The 19,487-nt window shown below is 73.8% G+C and carries 24 protein-coding genes; 7 read left to right on the top strand and 17 right to left on the bottom strand.

The genetic code is table 11. The features are described 5' to 3' along the window. The first annotated feature begins 6 nt into the window (after positions 1–6). Complete coding sequence (locus JOE68_RS22290; protein ID WP_204844229.1) at positions 7–621, top strand: TetR/AcrR family transcriptional regulator; 615 nt, start codon at positions 7–9, stop codon at positions 619–621. 23 nt (positions 622–644) lie between these two features. Here JOE68_RS22290 and hisI read toward each other — a convergent pair whose 3' ends face one another. The 3 genes from hisI to hisF are packed head-to-tail and all read right to left on the bottom strand — an operon-like array spanning position 645 to position 2,166. After that, on the bottom strand, positions 645–1,028 hold the full coding sequence (hisI, locus tag JOE68_RS22285; protein ID WP_204844228.1) for a phosphoribosyl-AMP cyclohydrolase: 384 nt from the start codon (positions 1,026–1,028) through the stop codon (positions 645–647). Further along, positions 1,025–1,393 (bottom strand): hypothetical protein, encoded by a 369-nt coding sequence (locus JOE68_RS22280; RefSeq protein WP_204844227.1) that lies wholly within the window; start codon positions 1,391–1,393, stop codon positions 1,025–1,027. Before JOE68_RS22280 ends, hisI begins: the two co-directional genes overlap by 4 nt. Then, a complete protein-coding gene (gene hisF, locus JOE68_RS22275) occupies positions 1,393–2,166 on the bottom strand; it encodes an imidazole glycerol phosphate synthase subunit HisF (RefSeq protein WP_204844226.1) in 774 nt (257 codons plus the stop codon). Before hisF ends, JOE68_RS22280 begins: the two co-directional genes overlap by 1 nt. 272 nt (positions 2,167–2,438) lie before the next feature. Between hisF and JOE68_RS22270 the strand changes: the two genes are divergently transcribed. Continuing rightward, positions 2,439–2,642: a cold-shock protein gene (locus JOE68_RS22270; protein ID WP_204844225.1), complete on the top strand. Its 204-nt coding sequence runs from the start codon at positions 2,439–2,441 to the stop codon at positions 2,640–2,642. A gap of 50 nt (positions 2,643–2,692) precedes the next feature. Here JOE68_RS22270 and JOE68_RS22265 read toward each other — a convergent pair whose 3' ends face one another. Beyond that, positions 2,693–2,887, bottom strand: a complete 195-nt coding sequence (locus JOE68_RS22265; protein WP_204844224.1) for a hypothetical protein — start codon at positions 2,885–2,887, stop codon at positions 2,693–2,695. 57 nt (positions 2,888–2,944) lie between these two features. On the opposite strand from JOE68_RS22265, the gene JOE68_RS22260 reads away from it, so the two are divergent. Continuing rightward, positions 2,945–3,328, top strand: a complete 384-nt coding sequence (locus JOE68_RS22260) for a PPOX class F420-dependent oxidoreductase (RefSeq protein ID WP_204844223.1) — start codon at positions 2,945–2,947, stop codon at positions 3,326–3,328. A 99-nt stretch (positions 3,329–3,427) separates the two neighbouring features. On the opposite strand, the gene priA is transcribed toward JOE68_RS22260, so the two are convergent. From priA to JOE68_RS22225, 7 genes are all read right to left on the bottom strand, one after another. Then, on the bottom strand, positions 3,428–4,159 hold the full coding sequence (gene priA / locus JOE68_RS22255) for a bifunctional 1-(5-phosphoribosyl)-5-((5-phosphoribosylamino)methylideneamino)imidazole-4-carboxamide isomerase/phosphoribosylanthranilate isomerase PriA (protein ID WP_204844222.1): 732 nt from the start codon (positions 4,157–4,159) through the stop codon (positions 3,428–3,430). 83 nt (positions 4,160–4,242) lie between these two features. After that, positions 4,243–4,878 carry an imidazole glycerol phosphate synthase subunit HisH gene (gene hisH / locus JOE68_RS22250; protein ID WP_204844221.1) on the bottom strand — a complete coding sequence of 212 codons (636 nt, stop codon included), beginning with the start codon at positions 4,876–4,878 and terminating at the stop codon, positions 4,243–4,245. 9 nt (positions 4,879–4,887) lie between these two features. After that, positions 4,888–5,364: a hypothetical protein gene (locus JOE68_RS22245; protein ID WP_204844220.1), complete on the bottom strand. Its 477-nt coding sequence runs from the start codon at positions 5,362–5,364 to the stop codon at positions 4,888–4,890. 165 nt (positions 5,365–5,529) lie between these two features. Then, the gene (locus JOE68_RS22240) at positions 5,530–6,087 is read right to left on the bottom strand and encodes a PIN domain-containing protein (protein ID WP_204844219.1); all 558 of its coding nucleotides are present in this window, start codon (positions 6,085–6,087) and stop codon (positions 5,530–5,532) included. 61 nt (positions 6,088–6,148) lie between these two features. Continuing rightward, positions 6,149–6,655: a helix-turn-helix domain-containing protein gene (locus tag JOE68_RS22235; RefSeq protein WP_239562317.1), complete on the bottom strand. Its 507-nt coding sequence runs from the start codon at positions 6,653–6,655 to the stop codon at positions 6,149–6,151. Between the two features lie 574 nt (positions 6,656–7,229). Next, positions 7,230–8,099 (bottom strand): transketolase family protein, encoded by an 870-nt coding sequence (locus JOE68_RS22230; RefSeq protein ID WP_204846230.1) that lies wholly within the window; start codon positions 8,097–8,099, stop codon positions 7,230–7,232. 80 nt (positions 8,100–8,179) lie between these two features. After that, positions 8,180–8,869 carry a thiamine pyrophosphate-binding protein gene (locus tag JOE68_RS22225; RefSeq protein ID WP_204844218.1) on the bottom strand — a complete coding sequence of 230 codons (690 nt, stop codon included), beginning with the start codon at positions 8,867–8,869 and terminating at the stop codon, positions 8,180–8,182. Positions 8,870–8,940: 71 nt separating this feature from the next. Between JOE68_RS22225 and soxR the strand changes: the two genes are divergently transcribed. Both soxR and JOE68_RS22215 read left to right on the top strand, forming a co-directional pair. After that, positions 8,941–9,384: a redox-sensitive transcriptional activator SoxR gene (soxR, locus tag JOE68_RS22220; protein WP_239564584.1), complete on the top strand. Its 444-nt coding sequence runs from the start codon at positions 8,941–8,943 to the stop codon at positions 9,382–9,384. 112 nt (positions 9,385–9,496) lie between these two features. Next, a complete protein-coding gene (locus JOE68_RS22215; RefSeq protein WP_239562316.1) occupies positions 9,497–10,024 on the top strand; it encodes an RNA 2'-phosphotransferase in 528 nt (175 codons plus the stop codon). 765 nt (positions 10,025–10,789) lie between these two features. Here JOE68_RS22215 and JOE68_RS22210 read toward each other — a convergent pair. From JOE68_RS22210 to hisD, 4 genes are read right to left on the bottom strand one after another with little or no spacing between them, the layout of a single operon-like run. Further along, the gene (locus tag JOE68_RS22210; protein ID WP_204844215.1) at positions 10,790–10,945 is read right to left on the bottom strand and encodes a CG2302 family histidine operon protein; all 156 of its coding nucleotides are present in this window, start codon (positions 10,943–10,945) and stop codon (positions 10,790–10,792) included. Continuing rightward, on the bottom strand, positions 10,945–11,544 hold the full coding sequence (hisB, locus tag JOE68_RS22205; protein ID WP_204844214.1) for an imidazoleglycerol-phosphate dehydratase HisB: 600 nt from the start codon (positions 11,542–11,544) through the stop codon (positions 10,945–10,947). Before hisB ends, JOE68_RS22210 begins: the two co-directional genes overlap by 1 nt. Next, positions 11,541–12,647, bottom strand: coding sequence for a histidinol-phosphate transaminase (locus tag JOE68_RS22200; protein WP_204844213.1), 1,107 nt, complete (start codon positions 12,645–12,647; stop codon positions 11,541–11,543). Before JOE68_RS22200 ends, hisB begins: the two co-directional genes overlap by 4 nt. After that, entirely contained in the window at positions 12,644–13,960 is a 1,317-nt protein-coding gene (gene hisD / locus JOE68_RS22195; protein WP_204844212.1) for a histidinol dehydrogenase, read from the bottom strand. The genes JOE68_RS22200 and hisD overlap by 4 nt, the downstream gene beginning before the upstream one ends. 378 nt (positions 13,961–14,338) lie before the next feature. Here hisD and JOE68_RS22190 point away from each other — a divergent pair, with 378 nt between their 5' ends. Further along, positions 14,339–15,646 (top strand): M14 family metallopeptidase, encoded by a 1,308-nt coding sequence (locus JOE68_RS22190; protein ID WP_204844211.1) that lies wholly within the window; start codon positions 14,339–14,341, stop codon positions 15,644–15,646. Here the strand turns inward: JOE68_RS22190 and JOE68_RS22185 are convergent. Continuing rightward, entirely contained in the window at positions 15,627–16,802 is a 1,176-nt protein-coding gene (locus tag JOE68_RS22185; RefSeq protein WP_307819811.1) for an aminotransferase class V-fold PLP-dependent enzyme, read from the bottom strand. The genes JOE68_RS22190 and JOE68_RS22185 overlap by 20 nt on opposite strands. 61 nt (positions 16,803–16,863) lie before the next feature. Continuing rightward, positions 16,864–18,411, bottom strand: a complete 1,548-nt coding sequence (locus tag JOE68_RS22180) for an ABC transporter substrate-binding protein (RefSeq protein WP_307819810.1) — start codon at positions 18,409–18,411, stop codon at positions 16,864–16,866. A gap of 29 nt (positions 18,412–18,440) precedes the next feature. Between JOE68_RS22180 and JOE68_RS22175 the strand changes: the two genes are divergently transcribed. Beyond that, a complete protein-coding gene (locus JOE68_RS22175) occupies positions 18,441–19,214 on the top strand; it encodes a carbon-nitrogen hydrolase family protein (RefSeq protein ID WP_204844209.1) in 774 nt (257 codons plus the stop codon). Positions 19,215–19,487 lie beyond the last annotated feature (273 nt).

Genomic DNA, 19,487 nt, shown 5'->3' with positions numbered 1-19,487 from the left:
GCCGGGGTGACCGGAGGTGCGCAACAGCCCGAGCCGAAGCGCCGGGGCCGCCGCGCGGGCGGGGAGGACACCAGGGCCGCGCTGCTGGCCGCCGCGCGCGAGACGTTCGTCGAGCGCGGCTACGAGGGCGCGACGGTGCGCTCCATCGCGGCCCGCGCCGGCGTCGACGCGGCCATGGTCAACCACTGGTTCGGCGGCAAGGAGGGGCTGTTCGCCAAGGCCGTCCTCCAGGTGCCGCTGGACCCGAACGAGCTGCTCCAGCGGCTGACCGACGGCCCGCCCGAGGAGATCGGCGAGCGCATCGTGCGCAACTTCCTGGGCATCTGGGACGCCACCGGGGGCGGCCAGTTCGCGGCCCTCATGCGCAGCGTCACCTCCCACGAGCGGGTCGGCGAGGCGCTGCGCGAGTTCTTCGTCCAGGCCCTGCTGCGGCGGGTGCTCGCCGCCGTCGGGTCGGACCGGCAGGAGCTGCGCGCGACGCTCGCCGCCACCCAGGTCTTCGGCATGGGCATGGTCCGCTACGTGGTCCGCTTCGAGCCGCTGGCCAGCGCCGACGTGGAGACCATGGTCAAGGCCATCGCGCCGAACCTCCAGCGCTACCTGACCGGCGACATCGGCTGACCCCGGCGCCGGCGACCCGGGCGTCAGCCGCGCCCAGGCTCCGACCCCGGCCCCGGCTCCGGCTCGGCCAGCAGCACGGTCGCGTCGAAGCACGTCCGGTCGCCCGTGTGGCAGGCCCCGCCCACCTGGTCCACGAGCAGCAGCAGCGCGTCGCCGTCGCAGTCCAACCGCACCTCGTGCACGTACTGGGTGTGGCCGGACGTCTCGCCCTTGACCCACAGCTGCCGGCGGCTGCGCGAGAAGTACGTCGCGCGGCGCGTGGTCAGGGTGCGGTGCAGGGCCTCGTCGTCCATCCACGCGACCATCAGGACCTCGTTCGTCCCGCGGCGCTGCACGACGGCGCACACCAGGCCGTCCGGCGTGCGCTTGAGCCGGGCGGCGATCGCGGGGTCGAGCGCGCCGGTCACCGCGGCGCCCCGAAGTGCAGCCGGGCCGGCCGGGTGTTGAGCAGGACCAGGCCGAACACGTGGCCCGCGGACAGCACGCCGGACAGCACGCGCACCCACACCGGCCCCTGGTTCAGCACGGCCAGCAGGTGCACCAGGCCGACCAGCCCGTAGACCACCGCGGCGGTCAGCCGGGCGGGCCGCAGCCGGGCCAGCAGGCCGCCCACCACCAGCAGCTCCAGCACCAGGACGACGAGCGGGAACCGGACCCAGGCGGCGTCGCCGTCGCCCTGCCAGCGGAGCGCGCCCTCCAGCAGGAACAGCAGGCCGCCGGCGGCGCCGACCAGCGTCGCCAGGCGGACCTCGGTGGGTGCGTCGCGCAGCATCAGCGCACCTCCGCGCCCGCGTCGCGCAGGCCCTTCTTGACCTCGCCGATGCGCAGCTCGCCGAAGTGGAACACGCTGGCGGCCAGCACGGCGTCGGCCCCGGCGGCGACGGCGGGCGGGAAGTGCTCGACCGCGCCGGCGCCGCCGCTGGCGATCAGCGGCACGTCCACCACCTTGCGGACCAGCTCGATCAGCTCCACGTCGAACCCGGCCTTGGTGCCGTCGGCGTCCATCGAGTTCAGCAGGATCTCGCCCACGCCCAGCTCCTGGCCGCGCGCGGCCCACTCGACGGCGTCGAGGCCGGTGCCCCGGCGCCCGCCGTGGGTGGTGACCTCGAACCCGGACGGGGTGGGCCGCTCGCCCCCCGGGACGCGCCGGGCGTCGACCGACAGCACGATGCACTGCGCGCCGAACCGCCGGGACAGCTCGCCCAGCAGCTCGGGCCGGGCGATCGCGGCGGTGTTCACGCCGACCTTGTCCGCCCCGGCGCGCAGCAGCCGGTCCACGTCCTCCGGGGTGCGCACGCCGCCGCCCACGGTGAGCGGGATGAACACCTGCTCGGCCGTGCGGCGGACCACGTCGAACGTCGTCTCGCGGTCGGAGGAGGAGGCCGTCACGTCCAGGAAGGTCAACTCGTCCGCGCCCTCGGCGTCGTAGGCGCGGGCCAGCTCGACCGGGTCGCCCGCGTCGACCAGGTTGGTGAAGTTGACGCCCTTCACCACCCTGCCCCGGTCGACGTCCAGACAGGGAATCACGCGCACCGCCACTGACATGGGGCGAAGCCTACGGGGGCGGCGGGCGGCGACCTCCGCCAACCCGGCCCCGAGGGGGTGATACCACTCTCTTCCGGGGTGCAGGCGCGTGCGCATCGGGCCGGAGTGTGGTTGACTGAAAGAGGTCGTAGGTTTTGTGTCCGTGTCATCCACGCTCGCGAAACGGTTTCGAGCGTGTGAACATCTTACGGGTTTTCCGGAGAGTCTCCCGCTACGAACCGGCCTCGGTGGCGCACCAGCCCCGCCGGCACCCGTATGAGAGAAGACAACAGATGGCCCAGGGCACTGTGAAGTGGTTCAACTCGGAGAAGGGCTTCGGCTTCATCTCCCCCGAGAACGGTGGCGCGGACGTGTTCGTGCACTACTCGGAGATCCAGGGCAACGGCTACCGCAGCCTGGAGGAGAACCAGCGCGTGAGCTTCGACGTGGGCCAGGGCGCCAAGGGCCCCCAGGCCACGAACGTCAACCTGATCTGAGTTCGAACACCGAAGGCCCCGTTCCGGTCGGAACGGGGCCTTCGGGCTGTTCAGCGGCGTTGCGCCACCGGTTCGATGCCCAGCATCTCCAGCAGCAGCGAGCACTCCTCCGCGTTGTCCGCGCGGCCCGCGACCATGCGGGCCGCCCTGGCGTCCCGGACCGCGGCCAGCGCTCGTTCCCCCTCGCGGGCGTCCGCGAGCCGGTCGCGCTCCCTCGCCGGGCCGATCCGTCGTTCAGTGGACATGGGTCTCCTCGCCTCGGCCCCCGGGCCTGACACTACGCCCCCGGCTAGCGTGGACCCATGGGACTCGGCGACGAGAAGTACCTGCTGCTGACGACGTTCCGCCGCACCGGCGCGCCGGTGCCGACCCCGGTGTGGGCGGTGCGACGCGACGGGGTGATCCACGTCTGGTCCGCGGCGGACGCCGGCAAGGTCAAGCGGATCCGCAACAACCCCGAGGTCACGGTCGGTCCGTGCGACTTCCGCGGCAACCCCACCGGCGACAGCTCGCCCGCCCGGGCGCGCCTGCTCGACGAGCGGGGCAGCGAGGAGACGCGCCGGCTGATCGCGGGCAAGTACGGCGTCCTCGGCCGGCTGACCCTGCTGGGCAGCAGGCTGCGCCGGGGCCGGGAGGGGACCGTCGGCATCGCGATCACCCTCGACCCCGCGTCGGCCCCGCGCTGACCGCGGCCCACCCGTCGACCCCGGACCGGGTCGCCGGTCCGACCGCCGCCCGGGAGCGCGCCCTGCCGGGCGGGGCCGACCGCGGGTCCGGCGGAGCGGTCAGCGCACCGCGGCGAGCGCCTCGGGGAGCGTGAACGCGCCCGCGTACAGGGCCTTGCCGATGATCGCGCCCTCCACGCCGTCGCGCGCCAGCTCCGCCAGCGCCACCAGGTCGGCCACGCTGGACACCCCGCCGGAGGCGATCACCGGCGCGTCGGTGCGGGCGCAGACCTCGCGCAGCAGCCCCACGTTCGGCCCCTGCAGCGTGCCGTCCTTGCTCACGTCGGTGACGACGTAGCGGGAGCAGCCGTCGCGGTCCAGCCGGTCGAGCACCTCCCACAGGTCCCCGCCGTCCTTCGTCCAGCCGCGCGCGGCCAGCCGGTGGCCCTCCTCGGTGATCCGGACGTCCAGCCCGACCGCGACCCGGTCCCCGTGCTCGGCGACGACCTTGGCGCACCACACCGGGTCCTCCAGCGCGGCGGTGCCCAGGTTCACCCGCGCGCACCCGGTCCCGAGGGCGGCGGCCAGCGACTCGTCGTCCCGGATGCCGCCGGACAGCTCCACCCGGACGTCCAACTCGCCCACGACGCGGGCCAGCAGCTCGCGGTTGCCGCCCCGGCCGAACGCGGCGTCCAGGTCGACCAGGTGCACCCACTCGGCGCCGTCGCGCTGCCACGCGAGGGCGGCGTCCAGCGGTGAACCGTAGGAGGTCTCGGTGCCGGCCTCGCCCTGCACGAGTCGGACGGCTTGGCCGTTGGCCACGTCAACGGCCGGAAGCAGCGTGAAAGTCACGCGAACAGCGTAGTTGCCGCTGGTCCGGGCACGACAAGGCCCCTGCCGGCCGACCGCCCGCCCGACGGGCGCCGGACCGGCCGTCAGCGGAAGCTCTTCAGCCAGTTCTCCAGCAGGTGCGCCCCGGCGTCGCCGGACTTCTCGGGGTGGAACTGCGTCGCCCACAGCGGGCCGTTCTCCACGGCGGCGACGAAGTCGTCCCCGCCGTGCGTCGCCCAGGTGACCAGCGGCGGCCGGATGACCTCCGACGCCTCCAGCTCCCACCTGCGCACCCCGTACGAGTGAACGAAGTAGAACCGCGTGTCGGCGTCCAGCCCGGCGAACAGCTTCGTGCCCTCGGGGGCGCGGACGGTGTTCCAGCCCATGTGCGGCACGACCGGGGCCTCCAGCCGCTCCACCGTGCCGGGCCACTCGCCGCAGCCCTCGCTGCGCACGCCGTGCTCGATGCCGCGCTCGAACAGGATCTGCATCCCGACGCAGATCCCGAGCACCGGGCGCCCGCCGGCGAGCCGCTCGCCGACGATCCGCCCGCCCTTGACCTCGTTCAACCCGGCCATGCAGGCGGCGAACGCGCCGACGCCGGGCACCACCAGCCCGTCCGCGTCCAGCGCGGCCCGATGGTCCGACGTCACCTCGACGGTCGCGCCGACGCGCTGGAGCGCGCGCTCGGCGGAGCGGAGGTTGCCGGATCCGTAGTCCAGTACGACGACTCGTGCCACCCCTCCAGGCTAGGCCAACGGCGCGCCGCCCTGCGTCACCGGCACCACCGGGAGCACCGTGTTGATCGGCAGCCCGGCCCGGTCGGGCAGCGCGGTGACCCACGTGTCCGCCCGCCCCTCGTCCACCAGGGACCGCACCTCGGCGACGTCGGCGGGCAGCGCCAGCTCCCCGGCCACCGCCTTGAGCCGCCACCAGCCGACCAGCCCGACCAGCCGCCGGGCGGCCCCGCTGTACCCGCTGGCGACCCCGTCGGACCAGACGGCGCCCCGCGCGTCCCACCGGACGAGGTCCGCGCGCTCCCCGACCTCGCGCACCTTGGCGGCGAACCGGACGGCGGCCGGGAACCCGATCTCGCGCCGGGGCAGCACCACGGTCCCGGACCCGACCGGCACCAGCGCGGCCGGCCCGGCCACGGCGCGGTGCAGCGCCAGCTGCAGCTCGGCGGTAGGCGCGGGTGTCCAGATCAGGGTTCTCGGCACGCTCACGACCGGAGATCATGCCCGAGCCGAACCGATCCCGAACACCCGACGCACGGGCCGCCGGCGAAAAGGCGACCGGGCCCGCCGGGGGCCGCGCGCCGGGGGTCGGCGGGGTCCGAACGCCCGCGGGCCGGGCCGCGGCGGGGCGGACGGCGCGGTCGTCCCGGGCGGCTACGCGTACGGCCGGGCGAGGACTTCGTCCACGAAGCACGGGACGGTCTTGCGGAACTGCTCGAGGAACTCACCCCGGGTCCGCGGCGGTCTTCTGAGGTCCGTGATCAACTCGTCCACGCAGCGCAGCGTCCCGGCGCGGCAGGAGTCGAGCCGGTCGAGCAGGAAGTCGTCCGGGTGCCGGACGTCGATCTCGAACGGGTCGCAGGCGGAGGCCGGGAAGTCGTCGACGTTGGCCGTGACGATGACCCCCGCCTTGGCCCGGACGGCGGCGGCCAGGACGTGCCGGTCCTTGGGGTGGTTGGTCATGCCCCCGATGAGCGGCCGGTGGCCCGTGACCATCGCCTCGGGGAACGCGGCGCGCATGTGCCGGACGCGGCGCGCGGCGCGTTCCGGTGTGGCGCGGGGGTCGGCCTTCGGGATGTTGCGCTCGACCTCCGCCAGGATCTCCTCCGACCACAGCGGCCGGAACACTCGGTCTTCGCCCAGGCGCAGCAGGAGGTCGGTCAGGTGGATCGGCACGAGAACGGCGGCGTCGAGCACGGCGGAGAAGACCACCGAGGAATCCTGGCAGGCTGCGCCGGCCGGGTCCACGAAGACCGACCGACCGGCCCAACCGTCACCGGGTCGGGACGAATCCCCCGCCCGTCTCGTACAGGCCGTCGGCTTCGGCGTCCCGGGTCATCTCGCGCAGCAGGGAACGGCGTCGGACCTTGGCGCGCTCCTGGTAGGCCGCCAGGTCGGCGAGCTTGACGCGGCGGTGGCGGCCCGGCTGGGAGTAGGGGATCTCGCCGTCTTCCAGGAGCTTGACCAGGGTGGGTCGGGACACGCCGAGCATGTCCGCGGCTTCCTGGGTGGTGAGCACCTGGTCGTGGGGGGAGATGGTGACGCCGCGCCCGCCCAGCAGTTGGCGCGCCGCGTGCCGCAGCACCTCGTACAGCTCGTCGGGCAGCTCGATGCGGTCGCCGTCCGGACCGACCAGGACGGCGACCGGGCGGGGCGGCCCGGCGTCGTCCGCCCGCCCCTTGCCCATGGCGTCCAGGGCGTGCGCGACCACGGCGAGCCGGTCGCCGGGGTCGGTGGGTGGCAGCACGGTGTGGCTGGTGGCCGCATCGGGGGTGGCCATGGTTGACCTCGTCTCGTCGTCCCCGCGCGTGGCGGGTCCTTCGGTGGCAGGTCGGGTTCCGCGGTGCCGGTCGGCAGCCGGCCCCGCCTGCTCAGGGCCGCGCTCCACCACCGTATCGCAAAATTCGAAAGTTAGCGTGCGAGAACCCGGTGACCTCGCCCACCGCTGCTGCCGGCGCGGGAAGCGCTGGTCGGAGGCGCTTCGAGGTGGGTCGGGGCCGGGCGGCCGGCGGGGGGGCGCTTGAGGGCCGGACGGCCGGCGGGGGTGCTTGAGGGCCGGACGGCCGGCGGGGGTGCTTGAGCGCTGGGCAGTCGACGGAACGCGCACTTGAGCGCCGGGCGGCCGGCTGGGAGCGCTTGAGGGCCGGACGGCCGCGGGGTAGGCGCTTGAGGGCCGGGCGCCCGCCCCCGGCACCCCGCGACGCGGCCGGGCACCCAGGAGCGGTGCGCCCGGCCGCGGAATGCCTGGTCGGGGACCTATGAGCCGCCTCGGGCGTGGCTCCTGGCCCCCGACACCATTCTCCCACGCCCCACCGACGGTTCCCGCTGCGAATCCTGAGAGAGGTCCCCGGCGGTCACCCGAACATCCGCCGGACCTCGGCCGCGATGCCCACCACGTCCAGGTCGTGGGCCGAGTCGTGGTCCTCGGCCGTGCCGTAGGCGCGCAGCTCGGTCTCCCGCCGCACCCCCAGCGACCGCAGCCGGTGCGGGACGTCGGCCAGGGACTCGGCGGCCAGGTGCGCCGACGTCCCCGCCAGGTACGGCTCGACCAGCAGCACGTCGGCCCGACCACCGGCCACGGCGGCGTGCAGGCCGTGCGCGTCGAACGGCCGGACGGTGGTCGCGTACAGGACCGACACGTCGACCCCCTCGGTGGCCGCCAGCACCGGGTCGAGCATCGGGCCCACGGCGACGACCACTCCCCTCGCCCCGCGCCGCACCTCGGTGAACCCCTCGACCACCGGGCGGGCGACAGCGTTCTCCCGCAACGACAACCGGATGTAGACGCGGTCGTCCGACGCCAGCGCCTCCCGGACGATCGGCTCGACCTCGCGCGGGTGGCCCGGCACCCGGACCGCCCAGCCCGGCAGCGTGTCGAACAGCGCCACGTCACCGGGCGCCTGGTGGGTCCGGCCCCACACCGGGTCGTCGTAGGACCCCCCGATGCTCACCAGCACCCCGCCCACGTCCTGGTGCCCGAAGTCCAGCTTGACCTGCTCGAACGGCCGCTCCACCAGGAACGGCGCGTACGTGTGCACCACCGGCCGCAGCCCGCTCAGCGCCAGCCCGCCGCCGACCCCGACCATGACCTGCTCCCGGATGCCCACGTTGACCACCCTGGGCGACGGCCGGAAGGCGTCGCGGGAGATCTCCGCGAGCACCACCACCACCCTCGGGTCGTGCTCCATCACCTCCTGCACCGTGTCCACGAAGACCTGCCGCATGGTCAAGGGCTCCGACGCCCCCCGCACCGGCAGCACCCTCCCCACCGACGGCGTCCCGACCTCTTCCCCCTGCGATGACATCAGCCCTCCTCACCGATCCGCGCCACCACGACCAGCGGCCGGCCCGGGTGCTCCGCCGTGAACGCCGCGTGCAGCGCACCCTGATCACGACCGTCCACTGTGGACGCAGCCCACCCCTCGACGGCGAACCGCGCCGCGATCCCTCCCGGCCACCCGTGCGTGCCCGACTCGTTGTCCACCACCACGACGGTGAAGTTCCCCAGCCCCATCCGGCCCGCCAGCGCGATCGCCTCGTGGTTGCTGCCCTCGTCCAGCTCGGCGTCCCCCACCAGCACCACCACCCGCGAGGACCTCCCCTGCAACCGCAACCCGATGGCCACGCCCACCCCGATGGGCATGCCGTGCCCCAACGAACCGCTGCTGATCTCCACACCGGGCACCAGCACGCGGTCCGGGTGCTGCCCCAGCGGCGAGTCCCACGCGGTCCAGGTGTCCAAAGTGGATGGCTCGATGAAACCCTTGGCGGCCAGCACGGCGTAGTACGCCATCGGCCCGTGCCCCTTCGACAGCAGGAACCGGTCGCGGTCCGGGTCGTCCACCCGGTCCGGTGACACGTCCAGCACTCGGTCGTAGAGCACCCACAGCACGTCCAGCGTGGACGCCGCCGCCCACTCGTGCTTCTCGTCCCCGGTCATCCGCCGGAACAGCGCGGGGATGTCCGCGAAGCCCAGCCCGCTCGCAACTGCCATGCCCCTACCAAACAACCTCGACTTAGGTTGAGGTCAAGGCATAGTATGGGCAGGTGAGCAAGTTGCCCGAAATGCTGACCATCGGACAGGTGGCCGAGCGCAGCGGTGTGCCGCACACTGCGCTGCGGTTCTACGAGGAGCGGGGGCTGATCTCCTCCGAGCGCACCGCGGGCAACCAGCGCCGGTACGCGCGCTCGGTGCTGCGCAGGCTGGCGTTCATCCGCACCGCGCAGCGCGTGGGCCTGAGCCTGGAGGACGTGCACGACGCGCTCGCCACCCTCCCGGACAACCGGACTCCCACCAAGGCCGACTGGAGCAGGCTGTCCACCAACTGGCAGGTCGAGCTGGACGCGCGCATCGACGCGCTGATCCGCCTGCGGGACCGGTTGACGTCGTGCATCGGCTGCGGCTGCCTGTCCCTGCGCAGCTGCTTCCTGCACAACTTCGAGGACGAGCAGGCCGCCGACGGCCCCGGCGCGCCCAAGCTCAAGCCCGCCTGCGAGGGCGGCACCTGACCACAGGCCCCGCACCGCGGCGTCGGTGCCGCAACCGCCTGCGGGGGGCGCGGCAAACGCGGTGGCGACGCCGCGCCCCGCGTGCTGCACTGGGGCCGTGCAAGAGAAGGAAATGATCCGCTTGTCGAAGCGGATGTCCCGCCACCTCCGCCACGCGCCGCAGGAAGTGGGACTCACCCTCGACCCGGCCGGCTGGGTCGACCTGGACGACCTCGTCCGCGCACTGCGGACGACCCACGACCGCGTCCGCGAAGTGGTGGCCCACAACGACAAGCAGCGCTTCGCCGTCGAAGGCGGTCGCATCCGGGCCAGCCAGGGCCACACGGTGCAGGTCGACCTCGACCTCCCCACCGCCGAACCCCCGGCCGTGCTCTACCACGGCACGGTCGCGGCGGCCCTGCCCGACATCCGCCGGGACGGCCTGCGCCCCATGCGCCGCCACGACGTGCACCTGTCGGCGACCACGGACACCGCGATCCGCGTCGGCTCGCGCCGGGGAAAGCCGGTCGTCCTCGAAGTGGCAGCAGGCCGGATGCACGCCGACGGCCACGAATTCCGCATCAGCGCGAACGGCGTCTGGCTCACCCCCGCCGTCCCACCGGCCTACTTGCGAGAACCCGACAACCAGAACCACCCCTGAGACCCCAGGAAATCACCCCGAAGCACTAAATCAACAGGCCACCACCAGGCCAACAGACCAACAGACCAATCGAGCCGAACCGCCGGCATGACGTCGGACCCACGCCGCGCCCCGCGCGGCGGCGCTTCAGCACTCACCTCAAGCCGCGCCCCGCGCAGCGGCGCTTCAACTCTCGCCTCAGGCCGCGCCCCGCGCGGCGGCGCTTCAGCGCAGCCTCGTGCCTCGTGTTCTCCCCGTACGGCCTGGGCGCAGCCCAATCATGCCGAGCAGGGGGTGTCAAGCACGCTTCACCGCTTGACACCCCCTGCTCGGCATGATTGCCTCCGGCAGGCCGTACGGGGAGAACACGACGCACTTCCCTTCTCCTTGGGGGCCTCTCGGCCGCTTTTCTTACTAAGATCGCGCACCGATCCAGGAAATATTTGGTGCGGCACGGATCCAGGTAAAACCCAAAAGAGTCCTCGCCGGACAGGCAGGCCGCCAAGGAGAATGAAAAGAAACAGCGGTCGTGTTCCCCCCGCATGACCTGTCAAAGACGACCATGCTTTCTTGGGGGGTGCAAGCGAAAAGCGTGCTTGCACCCCCCAAGAAAGCATGGTAGCCCTCCGGGCAGGCCATACGGGGAGAACACGAGAGCACCGGACTGCACGGGGCGTGCCGAAAACCCCAGAGCGAAAAGCGAGGGCGGCGGTCGGTGCGCGCGAGGTGTGGTGGAGGTGTGGGCCGGCGGCGGGGGCCGCCGGCTTCACGGTTGGTCCGGCGTGCCTACAGCAACCACGCGATCGCGCCGCCGATGGAGATCAGCGTCAGCACGACGAGCACGACGGCGAGCCCGCGTGCCGTCTTCCACGTGCTGTAGACCCCGCCGATCAGGAAGCCCGCCAGCGCGAGCAACCCGATGACCACGTACTCCTTGGGCATTACAGGACGCCCTTGGTGGACGGCACACCGCCGACCCTCGGGTCGGGCTCCACCGCCGCGCGCAGCGCCCGCGCGATCGCCTTGAACTGGGCCTCGGTGATGTGGTGCGGGTCGCGGCCGTACTCGACCCGCACGTGCAGCGCGATGCCGGCGTGGAAGGCCAGCGAGTCGAACACGTGCCGGTTGAGCACGAACGGGTAGTTGCCGCCGATGGTGAAGGTGTTGAACTCCGGCGGCTCGCCCACGTGCACGCAGTACGGCCGGCCCGAGACGTCCACCGCCGCGTGCGCCAGCGTCTCGTCCATCGGGATCCACGCGTCGCCGAAGCGGCGGATGCCGGCCTTGTCCCCCAGCGCCTCCCGCAACGCCTGCCCCAGCACGATGGCGACGTCCTCCACCGTGTGGTGCGCGTCGATCTCCACGTCGCCGGAGGCGCGCACCACCAGGTCCAGCGACCCGTGCACGCCCAGCGCCGTCAACATGTGGTCGTAGAACGGCACCCCGGTCGCGATCTCGACCTGCCCGGTCCCGTCGAGGTCCACCTCGACGTGCACCGAAGACTCCTTGGTGGTCCGCTCCACCTTGCCCACCCGGCTCACCGGCCGACCTCCTTGCTCGCCGCGAGGAACGCGTCGTTCTCCTCCGGAGTCCCGACCGTCACCCGCAGATGACCCGCGATACCGACATCCCTGATGAGCACGCCGCGCTCCAGGTAGGAGCGCCAAGTGGCGCGCGCGTCCTCGAACCACCCGAACAGCACGAAGTTCGCGTCGCTGGGCACGACGGCGAAACCCATGCCCGCCAACGACTCCACGACGCGGTCGCGCTCGGCCGCCAGCCGCGCCACCGACCCGAGCGTCTCCGCCGAGTGCCGCAGCGCGGCCCGCGCCGCCGCCTGCGTCAGCGCCGACAGGTGGTACGGCAGCCGCACCAGCAGCAGCGCGTCCACCACGGCCGGCGCGGCGGCCAGGTAGCCCAGCCGGCCGCCGGCGAACGCGAACGCCTTGCTCATGGTGCGGCTGACGATCAGCTTCTCCGGGTAGTCCGCCAGCAGCGACACGGCGCTGCCCCGCGAGGAGAACTCGGCGTACGCCTCGTCCACGACGACCACCCCGGGCGCGGCCTCGACGACGTCGCGCAGCTCCTCGGTCGGGATGCTCTGGCCGGTCGGGTTGTTGGGGCTGGTCACGAAGACCACGTCGGGCCGGCGGGCGGCCACGGTCCGCGCCGCCTCCGCCGTGTCCAGCGAGAAGTCCGCGCGCCGGGGCGCGGGCGCCCACTCGGTGCGCGTGCCGGAGGCGATGATCGGGTGCATCGAGTACGACGGCTCGAAGCCCAGCGCCGTGCGCCCCGGGCCGCCGAACGCCTGGAGCACCTGCTGGAGCACCTCGTTGGACCCGTTGGCGGCCCACAGGTTCCGCTCCGCCAGCGGCACGCCGGTCGCCGACGACAGGTACGCCGCGAGGTCGGCGCGCAGCGCCACCGCGTCGCGGTCGGGGTAGCGGTGCAGCTCGGCCGCGACGAGGGCCACCTCGCGCGCCACGTCGGCGACCAGCTCGGGCGTCGGCGGGTACGGGTTCTCGTTGGTGTTGAGCCGGACCGGGACGTCCAGCTGGGGCGCGCCGTAGGGCGTGCGGCCCCGCAGGTCCTCGCGCAGGGGGAGGTCGGACAGCTCCACCCGCTCGCCGATCACCGGGCTCATCCGCGCAGCCTCGCGGTCACGGCCTGGCCGTGGGCGGGCAGGTCCTCGGCGTCGGCCAGCGCGACCACCTTCGGCGCGACCTCGCGCAGCGCGTCCTCGCTGTAGTCCACGACGTGGATGCCGCGCAGGAACGTCTGCACCGACAGCCCCGACGAGTGCCGCGCGCAGCCGCCCGTGGGCAGCACGTGGTTGGAGCCCGCGCAGTAGTCACCCAGCGACACCGGGGAGTGCGGGCCGACGAAGATCGCGCCGGCCGCGCGGACCCGGGCGGCGACCTCGCGCGCCCGCTCGGTCTGGACCTCCAGGTGCTCGGCGGCGTAGGCGTCCACCACCGTCAGGCCGTCGTCCACGGTGGACACCAGCACGGTGCCGGACTGCCTGCCGCCCAGCGCGGTGCGGACGCGCCCGGCGTGCTTGGTCGCCGCGACCTGCCGCTCCAGCTCGACGTCCACCGCGTCGGCCAGCTCGGGCGAGGTCGTCACCAGGACGCTCGCCGCCAGCGGGTCGTGCTCGGCCTGGCTGATCAGGTCCGCCGCCACGTGCACCGGGTCGGCCGACGCGTCGGCCAGCACGGCGATCTCGGTCGGGCCCGCCTCGGAGTCGATGCCGACCAGGCCGCGCAGCAGGCGCTTGGCCGCGGTCAGGTAGATGTTGCCCGGCCCGGTGACCAGGTCGACCGGGGCGAGGTCGCCGCCGTCGGTGTCCACCCCGCCGTACGCGAGCAGCGCCACCGCCTGCGCCCCGCCGACCGCCCACACCTCCGCCACGCCCAGCAGCGCGGCGGCGGCCAGGATGGTCGGGTGGGGCAGGCCGCCGAACTCGGCCTGCGGCGGCGAGCACACCACCAGCGACGCCACGCCGGCGGTCTGCGCGGGCACCACGTTCATGACCACGCTGGACGGGTAGACGGCCAGGCCGCCGGGCGCGTAGAGGCCCACGCGCGCGACCGGCACCCAGCGCTCGGTCACCGTCCCGCCGGGCACGACCTGGGTCGTGGTGTCGGTGCGCCGCTGGTCGGCGTGCACCGCGCGGGCACGGGTGATGGACTCCTCCAGCGCCTCCCGCACGGCCGGGTCCAGTTCGGCCAGCGCGCGGTCCAGTTCGGCCGCCGGGACGCGGACGGTGGCCGGCCGCACCCCGTCGAACCGCTCGCCGAACTCCAGGACGGCCGCCACGCCGCGTTCCCGCACCGCTTCCACCATCGGCCGCACGTGGTGCAGCACCGCGTCGACGTCCACTTCGGCGCGCGGCAGCGCGGCGCGCAGTTCAGCCGGGGACGGGACCTGACCGCGCAGGTCGATGCGGTTGAGCATGTGCCCAGGGTAAGCCGTCCGGACCAGGCGGACGCAGGCCGGCCCCGGAACGCCCGCGACTCGCCGGCGCGATCGCCGGACCGCGCCCCGCGGGGCGGCCCGTCCCGCCGCGGACCGCCCCGCCGCCGGGCCGCGCCGCGCCGCGCCGCTCCCGGGGCAGCGGCCGATCGGCGACGTCCGCTGCCCCGGACGCCCCCGGCCCGGTCCCGCCGGGGGGCGCAACCCGTGCGGAGGTCCGCAGCCGCTCGCGGCTGTGTCAACTGTCAGCCGTGCGCGGAGGCCGGGAACCCGACAAACGGGGGCTATGCCGATCTGTGACGTGCGGGCCACGCTGCGTACGCGAACTCCGTCGCAAACCCTGCTGATGATGGAGGCTCCATGTCATCCAAGCGGCGCGGCCTCGTGGCCGCCGCGCTCGGCGCCTGCCTGACCCTGGTGCTGCCCCTGAACACCGTGGCGGCCCAGCCGAGCACGACCAGCACACCCGAGCGGACCATGTTCGAGGTCACCGCGGCCACCCCCGAAGCCCGGACCAAGGTGGCCCGGACGGGCGTGGACGTGCTCGGCCTCAACGGGGCGACGCTCACCGTGATCGCCGAGGCGCGGCAGCTGGGAGCGCTGCGCGCCACCGGCCTGCCCGTCAAGAGCCTCGGCGACGCCGATGCCGAGCTCAAGGCGCTCGGCAAGGTCGACTTCACCGACCGGACCGGGGACGTGGGCGCCCAGGACTTCCCGTCCGGCTACACCGGGTACCACAACTTCCGGGAGATGGTCGCCGAGCTGAACCAGACCGTCAGCGACCACGGCGGCCTGGTGCGGCTGAGCAGCATCGGCAAGTCCTACGAGAACCGGGACCTGTGGGCGCTGAAGATCAGCGACAACGCCGCCACCGACGAGAACGAGCCGGAGGTGCTGTTCACCTGCAACCAGCACGCCCGTGAGCACCTGACCGTCGAGATGTGCCTGCGCATCATCAAGCAGTACACCGACGGCTACGCCACCAACCCGACCATCAAGAACCTGGTCGACTCCCGGGAGATCTGGGTCATCCCCAGCGTCAACCCGGACGGCGCCGAGTACGACATCGCGTCGGGCCAGTTCCGCGCGTGGCGCAAGAACCGGCAGGGCCAGGGCACCGACCCCAACCGCAACTGGGGCTACAAGTGGGGCTGCTGCGGCGGCTCCAGCGGCAGCCCGTCCAGCGAGACCTACCGCGGCCCGTCGGCGTTCTCCGCGCCGGAGACCCAGCGCGTCCGCGACTTCGTCAACAGCCGGGCCGTCGGCGGCGTGCAGCAGATCAAGACGCACATCGACTGGCACACCTACTCCGAGCTGATCCTGTGGCCCTACGGCTACACCTACAACGACACCGCGCCCGGCCTGGACGCCACCGAGGCCAACGTGTTCGCCACGCTCGGCCGGCGGATGGCGGCGCTCAACAACTACACGCCGCAGCAGTCGAGCGACCTCTACATCACCGACGGCGGCATCAACGACTGGATGTGGAACGCCCACAAGATCTGGAGCTACACCTTCGAGATGTACCCCAGGTCCGCGAGCGGCACCAGCGGTTTCTACCCGCGTGACACCGCGATCGCCCCGCAGACCGCCCGCAACGACAGCGCCGTGGAGCTGTTCCTGACCTACTCGGACTGCGCGCCGCGCATCATCGGCCGCACCTGCTGACGGCCGCCACGGCCCGATCGACCTGCGCGGGCTCGATGAAGTAGTGGGGCGACGCCCTGACGACCTCGTCGAGCCCGCGCCTGGTCATGTCCAGCAGCGTCGAGCCCCGGCGGCTCGCGGTCACCGTGACGCCCTCGCCCGCCAGGGCCGCGCGCACGTCGTCGGCGGACCGGCCCTCGACGGTGAACGTCACCAGGCCCGCCTGCTGCTCGCCGATGTCGCGCACCCGCACGCCGGGCAGCTCCGCCAACCCGGCCCGCAGCCGCCCCGCCCGGTCCCGGACCGCCTCGGCGATCGCCCCCAGCCCCAGGTCCAGCGCGTAGCGGGCGGCGGCGACGAGCCCGAGCCGGGCGGCGGTGTCGGACTCCCACAGCTCGAAGACGCGGGCGTCCGAGCGCAGCCGGACCTCCCGCGGGCCGACCCACTCGCCGCCGCGCGAGTCGACCAGCGTCGGGCGCAGCCGGTCCCGCGCCGCCCGGCGCACCACCAGCACGCCCGTGCCGCGCGGTCCGCGCAGCCACTTGCGGCCCGTGGTGGACAGCAGGTCCACGCCCAGCTCGTCGGCCCGCACGGGCAGCTGGCCGACCGACTGGCAGGCGTCCAGCAGCACCAGCGCGCCGGCGGAGCGGGCCGCCGCGGCGACCTCCGCCACCGGGTTGACCAGGCCGCTGTTGGTGGGCACGTGCACCAGCGAGACCAGCTTGACCCGCTCGTCGAGCAGCCCGGCCAGCGCCGCCACGTCGACCTGGCCGGACGCGTCCGAGGGGATCGCCACCACCTCCGCGCCCACCCGCCGCGCGCGGTGCAGCAGCTGGATCGCGTTGCTGCCGTACTCGGCCTCGGTGATCAGCACCCGGTCGCCCGCGCCGAGCGGCACCGCGTCCAGCGCCAGCAGGTAGGACCTGGTGGCGCTGTCGGTGAACGCGATCTCGTCCGGCTCGGCACCCAGCAGGTCGGCGAACACCCGGTAGCCGGCCTCCAGGTCGTCGGCGCGCTCCTGCGCGGCGACGTACCCGCCGACTTCGGCTTCCCGCCGCAGGTGGCCGATCACCTCGTCGAGCACCGGCCGCGGCGGCAGCGAGGAGCCCGCCGAGTCGAGGAAGACCCCCCGGCTCGCACCAGGCGTGTCGGCGCGCACGGCGGCAAGGTCGATCACGGTGGCCCCCAGGGTCTCGGATTCCGCTCGCCCTCGTCTACCACGCCGCGCGCGGCCGGGGCTACCGCGCCGCCCAGCGCTCCAGGTTCCACCACGGGCCCCAGGACAGCGCGCCGTGCTCGTACGGGTCGACGACCTCCTGGTAGCCGGTCCAGTTGTCGCGCAGCACGTAGGTGTGCTGGACCGCCGCCAGGACGACCATGCCGGGCGCGGCCAGGTAGGCGTGCTGCAACTGCCGGTAGGCCGCCGCGCGCTGCGCCGGGTCCAGCAGCGTGCGGCCGGCCTCCAGGGCGGCGTCCACCCTGGTGCTCGTGTAGCCCCACGGGTTGCCGGTGTGCAGCGGCTGGTAGGTCATCAGGTCCGGGTCGAACGGGGTGCCGCCGCCGTGCAGCAGCGCGTCGGTCCCCAGGCGCGGCGCGATCGCCTCCGGGCCCAGGCCGGCGAGCTGGACGTCCACGCCCACCGCCTTGGCGTCGGCCGCGAACGCCGTCGCCAGGTCGGTGCGCACCACGTCGCCGATCGGGTACATGAGCGTGAACCGGGCCGGCACGCCGTTGCGGGCGCGCACGCCGTCCTCGCCGCGCGCCCAGCCCGCCTGGTCGAGCAGCAGCTCGGCCTGCGCCTTGTCGTGGGCGAACACCGCCGCCGGGTCGTGGAACTCCGGCAGCGTGTCGGGCACCGGCGTGGACGCCGGGGAGCCCTTGCCGCCCAACAGGTTCTCCACCACGCCCTTGCGGTTCACCGCGTGGTTGAGCGCCATCCGCACCGCCGGGTCGCCGGTCACCGGGTTCGCCGCGGGCAGCGTCACCGCCCGCAGGTCCGCCGCGCGGTGGGTCACCACGCGCATCCCGCCGGTGTTGGCGAAGGGCTGCGCCAGGCGCGGCGGCAGCTCCGCCCCGTCGAACTCGCCCTGCTGCATCCGCTGCGCGCGCGTGTTGTCGTCGGGCACGAAGACCACGGTGAGCCTGCGCACGGCGGGCTGACCGGCGAAGTGGGTCGGGTTGGCCTCCAGCACCATCCGGTCGCCCCTGCGCCACTCGACCAGCTGGTACGGGCCGGTGCCGACCGGCTTGACCTCCTTGAGCGGCACGCCGAACGCCTCGCTCGGCAGCACGCCCAGCACCAGCAGGTGCGGGAACGCCGCCCACGGCTCGCCCAGCGCGAACCGCACCGTGTGCACGTCCAGCTGCTCGACCCCGCTCAGGCCGGCGAACCGGGCGCGCTCGGTGGAGCCCGACGCCGGGTCCAGCAGCGCCCGGTAGGTCGCGACCACGTCCTCCGGCCCGAACGACGAGCCGTCGGCGAACTTCACGTCCTCGCGCAACCGCACCGTCCACGACCGGCCGTCGGCCGCCGGCCGGGGCAGCTCCGCGGCCAGCCGGGGCCGCAGCGAGCGGTCCGCGCCGTGCTCCACCAGGCCGTCGTAGACCTTGGACACGCCGTCGCGCCCGTAGCCCAGCAACGGGTTGAGGGTGGTCGGCTCGGCGTTGTCGGCCAGCACGATCGAACTGCCGTCCGCCGTGCCCTCCGCGTTCGGTGTCGTCGTCCCCGTGCACCCCGCCACGGCGAGCAGGGCCAGCACGATCAAGGAGGGCAACAGGGAGCGCACGGGACCTGACACTACCTAGAGTGGGTGGTATGCGTGTTGCGCTCTGCCAGATCACGTCCTCCACCGACCCCGCGGCCAACCTCGACCTGCTGCGGGAGGGCGTCCGGCGCGCGGAGGGCGCCCGCGTCGTGGTGTTCCCGGAGGCGGCCATGTGCCGCTTCGGCGTGCCGCTGGGCCCGGTCGCCGAGCCGCTGGACGGGCCGTGGGCGTCGGCCGTGCGGGACATCGCCGACGAGCACGGCGTCGTGGTGGTCGCGGGCATGTTCACCCCGGCGGCGGACGGGCGGGTGGCGAACACCCTGCTGGCCACCGGCGGCGGGCTGCACGTCGGGTACGACAAGATCCACCTGTTCGACGCGTTCGGCTTCGCCGAGTCGCGCACCGTGGCCCCCGGCGACCACCCGGTGACCATCGACGTGGACGGCGTCACGCTCGGCCTCGCGACCTGCTACGACGTGCGGTTCCCCGAGCTGTTCCGGGCCTTGGCCGACCGCGGCGCGTCCGCCGTGCTGCTGGGCGCCTCGTGGGGCGCGGGCCCGGGCAAGCGGGAGCAGTGGGAGCTGCTGGTGCGGGCGCGGGCGCTGGACTCCACCTCGTGGGTCCTGGCCTGCGGCCAGGCCGACCCACGCGAGGACCACGGCGGCGCGCCCACCGGCATCGGCCACAGCCTGATCGCCTCCCCCCTCGGCGTGGTGGAGCACCACCTGGGCGCCGAGCCGGGCGTCCTGGTCGCCGACCTCGACCCCACCACGGTCGAGCAGGTCAGGCAGTCGCTCCCCGTCCTGGCCAACCGCCGCCTCTGACCACCGCCCCCGACCGCGCAACCCCCGACCCCCGCAAGGGCCTCCGTGCCACTCGGCCACCACAGGACCGGCCGCCTGCGGAACCGGGGCACTCACGGATCAGGGGCGGTTGCACGCTCGCACAGCCCCGTGCCCTCGTGTTCTCCCCGTATGGCCTGCCCGTCCGGCGAGGACTCTTTTCGCTCTTCCACCGAGCGCGGCGCACCCACCACGTCCCGACACACGCGCTCCTCGCACATGCCCCCCTCACGCGAATTCCTTTCGAGGGATATC

Source organism: Saccharothrix algeriensis, from assembly GCF_016907655.1.
In the GTDB taxonomy this organism is placed as follows: Bacteria; Actinomycetota; Actinomycetes; order Mycobacteriales; family Pseudonocardiaceae; genus Actinosynnema; species Actinosynnema algeriense.
This window is presented reverse-complemented; position numbering and strand designations above follow the sequence as displayed.

What these genes read in the sequence shown, in the direction of transcription:
- JOE68_RS22270 (WP_204844225.1), top strand. Translation starts at nt 2,439, where the DNA reads ATGGCCCAGGGCACTGTGAAGTGGTTCAACTCGGAGAAGGGCTTCGGC.
- JOE68_RS22210 (WP_204844215.1), bottom strand. Translation starts at nt 10,945, where the DNA reads ATGCCCAAGGAGTACGTGGTCATCGGGTTGCTCGCGCTGGCGGGCTTC.
- JOE68_RS22260 (WP_204844223.1), top strand. Translation starts at nt 2,945, where the DNA reads ATGGGACTCGGCGACGAGAAGTACCTGCTGCTGACGACGTTCCGCCGC.
- JOE68_RS22215 (WP_239562316.1), top strand. Translation starts at nt 9,497, where the DNA reads ATGATCCGCTTGTCGAAGCGGATGTCCCGCCACCTCCGCCACGCGCCG.
- hisF (WP_204844226.1), bottom strand. Translation starts at nt 2,166, where the DNA reads ATGTCAGTGGCGGTGCGCGTGATTCCCTGTCTGGACGTCGACCGGGGC.
- JOE68_RS22225 (WP_204844218.1), bottom strand. Translation starts at nt 8,869, where the DNA reads ATGGCAGTTGCGAGCGGGCTGGGCTTCGCGGACATCCCCGCGCTGTTC.
- JOE68_RS22235 (WP_239562317.1), bottom strand. Translation starts at nt 6,655, where the DNA reads ATGGCCACCCCCGATGCGGCCACCAGCCACACCGTGCTGCCACCCACC.
- JOE68_RS22230 (WP_204846230.1), bottom strand. Translation starts at nt 8,099, where the DNA reads ATGCGGCAGGTCTTCGTGGACACGGTGCAGGAGGTGATGGAGCACGAC.
- JOE68_RS22280 (WP_204844227.1), bottom strand. Translation starts at nt 1,393, where the DNA reads ATGCTGCGCGACGCACCCACCGAGGTCCGCCTGGCGACGCTGGTCGGC.
- JOE68_RS22200 (WP_204844213.1), bottom strand. Translation starts at nt 12,647, where the DNA reads ATGAGCCCGGTGATCGGCGAGCGGGTGGAGCTGTCCGACCTCCCCCTG.
- JOE68_RS22175 (WP_204844209.1), top strand. Translation starts at nt 18,441, where the DNA reads ATGCGTGTTGCGCTCTGCCAGATCACGTCCTCCACCGACCCCGCGGCC.
- JOE68_RS22265 (WP_204844224.1), bottom strand. Translation starts at nt 2,887, where the DNA reads ATGTCCACTGAACGACGGATCGGCCCGGCGAGGGAGCGCGACCGGCTC.
- soxR (WP_239564584.1), top strand. Translation starts at nt 8,941, where the DNA reads ATGCTGACCATCGGACAGGTGGCCGAGCGCAGCGGTGTGCCGCACACT.
- hisD (WP_204844212.1), bottom strand. Translation starts at nt 13,960, where the DNA reads ATGCTCAACCGCATCGACCTGCGCGGTCAGGTCCCGTCCCCGGCTGAA.
- JOE68_RS22190 (WP_204844211.1), top strand. Translation starts at nt 14,339, where the DNA reads ATGTCATCCAAGCGGCGCGGCCTCGTGGCCGCCGCGCTCGGCGCCTGC.